Origin of the sequence: Vreelandella sedimenti, assembly GCF_013416325.1 — a bacterium.
In the GTDB taxonomy this organism is placed as follows: Bacteria; Pseudomonadota; Gammaproteobacteria; order Pseudomonadales; family Halomonadaceae; genus Vreelandella; species Vreelandella sedimenti.
Genome location: NZ_JACCGK010000043.1, coordinates 1 through 5,003, shown reverse-complemented (window position 1 = coordinate 5,003; position 5,003 = coordinate 1). Strand labels below are relative to the sequence as shown.

Below are 5,003 nucleotides of genomic sequence, written 5' to 3'. Positions count from 1 at the left end.
TCGGTGAGCACATCGGCCAGGAAGGCGGTAAAGCGTGCTGCGTCGGCGCCGTTGATCGCACGGTGATCGTAGGAGAGCGACAGCGGCATCATCAGGCGCGGCTGGAAGGCACTGCCATCCCAAACCGGCTTCATCTGCGCTTTGGATACACCCAGAATAGCCACTTCCGGCGCGTTAACGATCGGGGTAAACGCCGTGCCACCAATCGAACCGAGGCTCGAAATGGTGAAGCAGCCACCGGTCATCTCGTCGCGCTTGAGCTTTTTGGTCTGGGCTTTCTTGCCTAGCTCGGCCATCTCCTTGGCAATCTCGATCAAGGATTTCTTATCGGCGTTGCGCACTACTGGCACCATCAGACCGTCAGGCGTATCCACGGCAATACCGATATGGACGTAGTTCTTCCATACCAGGGTTTCACCGTCACCCTTCAGGCTAACATTGAACTGCGGGAACTTACGCAGCGCAAAGGCGCAGGCTTTAACCATGAACGGCAGCGGTGTCAGCTTGGCGCCCTGGGCTTCCACTTCGGCCTTCATCGCCTTGCGGAAAGCTTCCAGCTCGGTGATGTCCGCTTCGTCGAACTGGGTGACGTGGGGCACGTTCAGCCAGCTGCGATGCAGATTGGTCGCGCCCATTTTGAGCAGACGCCCCATCGGTTTCTCTTCCACTTCACCAAACTGGCTGAAGTCGACTTCCGGAATGGGCGGAATACCCGCACCACCGGTGGCAGCGGCTGCCGCGCCTGGCTGAGCTTTACCTTGGTTGGCAATCGCCTGCTTCACATAGGACTGCACGTCCTCTTTGAGCACGCGATCCTTCGGGCCGCTGGGCTTAACGAGTCCCAAGTCGACGCCCAACTCACGGGCCAGCATGCGTACCGCAGGGCCGGCNCAACTCACGGGCCAGCATGCGTACCGCAGGGCCGGCGTGCACCAGCTTGCCATCCCGGGGCTTATGGTCGGCCATCTGCGCCTCCGGGCTGGGGGGACCGGCCGGGGACTCGGCAGACTTGCTCGGCTGAGCTGTTTCAGGCTGAGTTTTTTCAGACAGGGCTTTACCTGATGGATCTGGTTCGGGAGCCGCCTTTTCCGATGCGTCTTCGCTGTCGCCANCGTGCACCAGCTTGCCATCCCGGGGCTTATGGGCGGCCATCTGTGCTTCCGGGCTGGGGGTACCCGCCGGAGATTCAGAAGGTTTAGCGCTGTCCTTGCTGTCACTGCTCTGCGAGGCTTTTTCTGGTGCGGCCTTTTTCGGTGCCGCTTTTTTAGCACCAGCCACTTCCATATAGCCAATCACATCGCCTTCAGAGACGGTGTCGCCCTCTTTAACGGTCAGCTCAAGGAGCTTGCCTTTATAGGGGCTGGGCACGTCCATAGAGGCTTTATCAGACTCTAGGGTGATCAACGGATCTTCTTCATTGACTTCGTCACCCGCCGCTACGCCGATCTCGATAATCGGCACATCAGAGGAGCCAGAAAGATCCGGTACGCGAATCTCTTTGCGCTCCGGCTCGCCGCTAGCGGCCTCTTCCTGATCATCTTCAGCCGTTTCTTCCGGCTCGCTACTGGCTTGGCTAGACGATTGCTCAGAAGAAGCGCTCTCTTCCGGCGCGTCTTCGCTGTCGCCGCCTTCGCCAACNCCTTCGCCAACGATCTCCATCTGGCCGATCACATCGCCCTCAGACACCGTGTCGCCCTCTTTCACGGTAAAGCTGATGATCTTACCGCTATACGGGCTGGGCACGTCCATGGAGGCTTTATCAGACTCCAACGTGATCAAGGTGTCTTCGGCCTCAACCTCATCGCCTTCACTGACCGCGACGTCGATAATTTCGACGCTGTCCGAGCCGCCGAGATCGGGCACCTTGATATCCACCGTCTGCTGACCGCCGGCGGACGTTTTAGCCGCAGGCTTCTGCTCTTGAGACGGCTCTTTGGGTTTCTCTTGCTTCGCGGGGGCCTCTTCAGGCTGGCTGTCAGACGAGCTCTCTTGTTTCTCGTCGCCGCCGCCTTCGACTTCCAGCTCAACGATATCGTCACCTTCCGAGACGCTATCGCCTTCTTTGACCAGCACTTTGAGTACCTTGCCGCCTTTCGGGGCCGGTACGTCCATGCTGGCTTTGTCGGATTCCAGCGTGATTAGGGTGTCTTCCGCTTCAATGACGTCGCCTTCTGACACCGCAATCTCGATGATTTCGACATCGGTATCGCCGCCGATATCGGGAACTTTGATGATTTCGCTACTCAAGGTCGCGCTCCTTCCAAATCGGATCGAGCCGGTGGGCCACCGCCCACCGGTCAGCGGTTTAGCTAGTCAGCGGGTTAGGCTTATGGGCATCAATGCCGTACTTTTTAAGCGCTTCACCAACCTGCTTGCGATCAATCTCGCCACGCTCAGCCAGCGCACGTAGCGCCGCCACGGTCACGAAGTAGCGATCTACTTCGAAGAAGTAGCGCAGCTTCTCGCGGGTGTCTGAACGGCCAAAGCCATCGGTACCCAGTACAGTGTAGTCACCCGGTACCCAGGCGCGCACTTGATCGGCATACAGCTTCATGTAGTCGGTCGACGCGATCACCGGGCCGTCGCGCCCTTCCAGGCACTTGGTGACATGAGGCTTGGTGGCCTCGGCGTCCGGGTTCAAAAAGGCTTCACGATCCAGCAGCAGCGCTTCACGACGCAGCTCGTTAAAGCTGGTCACGCTCCAGATGTCGGCACCGATGCCCCAATCGTTCTCGAGCAGTTCGGCGGCGGCTTCCACTTCGCGCAGAATCGTGCCAGAACCCAGCAGCTGAACGCGGCCCTTGTCGCCCTGGGTTTCGCGCAGCAGGTACATGCCTTTGACGATATCGTCGGCGGGGACGTTTTCCAGCGCGGGGTGCTCGTAGTTCTCGTTCATCACTGTCAGGTAGTAGAAGCAGTTCTCCTTGTCGGTGAACATGCGCTTCAAGCCATCCTGAACAATGACCGCCACTTCATGGGCATAGGTCGGGTCGTAGCTGCGGCAGTTGGGGATGGTGGAGGCCTGAATCAGGCTGTGACCATCCTGGTGCTGCAGGCCTTCGCCGTTAAGCGTGGTACGCCCGGCGGTGCCGCCGACCATAAAGCCACGGGCTTGCAGGTCACCCGCCGCCCAGGCCAGATCACCGATGCGCTGGAAGCCAAACATCGAGTAGTAGATGTAGAACGGCAGTAGCGTGACGTTGTTGTTGCTGTAGGAGGTTGCCGCGGCGATCCAGGCCGACATGGCGCCCGCTTCGGTAATGCCCTCTTCGAGAATCTGACCTTTCTGATCCTCGCGGTAGAACATGATCTGGCCTTTATCCACCGGCTCGTACTTCTGACCTTCCGAGGTGTAGATACCCAACTGACGGAACATGCCTTCCATACCGAAGGTACGCGCTTCGTCAGGGATAATCGGCACCACCTTCTTGCCCAGCGTCTTATCTTTGACCAGGCCGTTAAGCACCCGCACAAATGCCATGGTGGTCGAGACTTCACGTCCTTTCGAGCCGCCCATTTGCGAGGCAAAGGTCTTGTCTTCGAGGCTGGGGATCTCCAGTGCCTCGAAGTCGCTCTGGCGGCTGGGTAGGTAGCCGCCCAGACGCTCGCGCTGCAGGTGCATGTACTTGAGCTCGGGAGAGTCGTCTTCCGGCTTGTAGTAGGGCACGTCTTTGAGCTGCTCGTCGGTTAACGGAATACCGAAACGATCGCGGAAGGTCTTGAGCGCTTCATACTCCATGCTCTTGACCTGGTGCGCTTCGTTGGCCGCTTCGCCATCGCCGCTGCCCATGCCGTAGCCTTTAACGGTATGCGCCAGGATGACCGTGGGCTTGCCATTGGAGGTGTTAACCGCCTCGTTATACGCCGCGTAAACCTTGAACGGGTCGTGGCCACCGCGGTTGAGCTTCCAGATATCGTCGTCGGAGAGGTCGTTGACCATCGCCTCGGTTTCGGGATATTTGCCGAAGAAGTGCTCACGGGTGTAAGCGCCGCCGTTGGCTTTGTAGTTCTGGTACTCGCCGTCGACCGCTTCGTCCATGCGTTTCTGAAGGATGCCTTTCTTGTCCTTCTCGAACAGCGGATCCCAGTGACGCCCCCAGACGACCTTGATCACGTTCCAGCCCGCACCACGGAAGACGCCTTCGAATTCGTCCATCACCCGCGAGTTGCCGCGTACAGGGCCGTCAAGGCGCTGCAGGTTACAGTTGATGACGAAGATCAGGTTGTCGAGGTTTTCGCGACCGGCCAGTGAAATGGCGCCCAGGGATTCCGGCTCGTCACACTCGCCGTCGCCCATGAAGCACCAGATCTTGCGGTCATACATATCCTTCAGCTCACGGTGATGCAGGTACTTCATCACGTGCGCTTGATAGATAGCCTGAATCGGGCCAAGCCCCATGGAGACCGTGGGGAACTGCCAGTAGTCCGGCATTAACCACGGGTGCGGGTAGGACGAGAGGCCATCGCCATCGACTTCCTGGCGGAACCTGTCCATCTGCTCTTCCGATAGACGCCCTTCCAAATAGGAGCGTGCGTAGATGCCCGGTGCTACGTGGCCCTGGATATAAATCAGGTCACCGGCAAAGTCGCCCTGAGGGGCGCGGAAGAAGTGGTTAAAGCCCACGTCATACAGGGTGGCCGAGGACATAAAACTGGCAATGTGGCCACCCAGGCCCGGCTTGGCGCGGTTATTACGAATCACCTGGGCAATGGCGTTGTAACGGATCAAAGAGCGGATACGGCGCTCCATGAACAGGTCGCCAGGCATCGGTGCTTCGCGGTGAACCGGGATCGTATTACGGTGCGGGGTCGTCACCGAGAAGGGCACCTTCATGCCGTCCCGGCGCAGGCGATCCGCCAAGCGGGTCATCAGGTAGCGGGCACGATCTTCGCCCTCACGATCCAATACCGATTCCAGGGAATCAATCCATTCCGTGGTTTCGATCGGATCGAGATCTTCTCTTGTCTCCAGACTCATAGAGGTCTCTCCGAATGACGATAAA

The 5,003-nt window shown here is 58.8% G+C and carries 1 protein-coding gene and 1 pseudogene; both read right to left on the bottom strand.

Annotated elements, in window-relative coordinates; all coding sequences use genetic code 11:
• Positions 1-2,247, bottom strand: a pseudogene (locus HZU72_RS23955) (2-oxo acid dehydrogenase subunit E2); the annotation flags it as partial.
• A 58-nt stretch (positions 2,248-2,305) separates the two neighbouring features.
• Positions 2,306-4,978, bottom strand: a complete 2,673-nt coding sequence (gene aceE / locus HZU72_RS23465) for a pyruvate dehydrogenase (acetyl-transferring), homodimeric type (protein ID WP_180096355.1) — start codon at positions 4,976-4,978, stop codon at positions 2,306-2,308.
• Positions 4,979-5,003: the final 25 nt, after the last annotated feature.

Bases quoted from the DNA above. Each gene is read 5' to 3' on its own strand.
- aceE (WP_180096355.1), bottom strand. From the start codon at position 4,978: ATGAGTCTGGAGACAAGAGAAGATCTCGATCCGATCGAAACCACGGAA.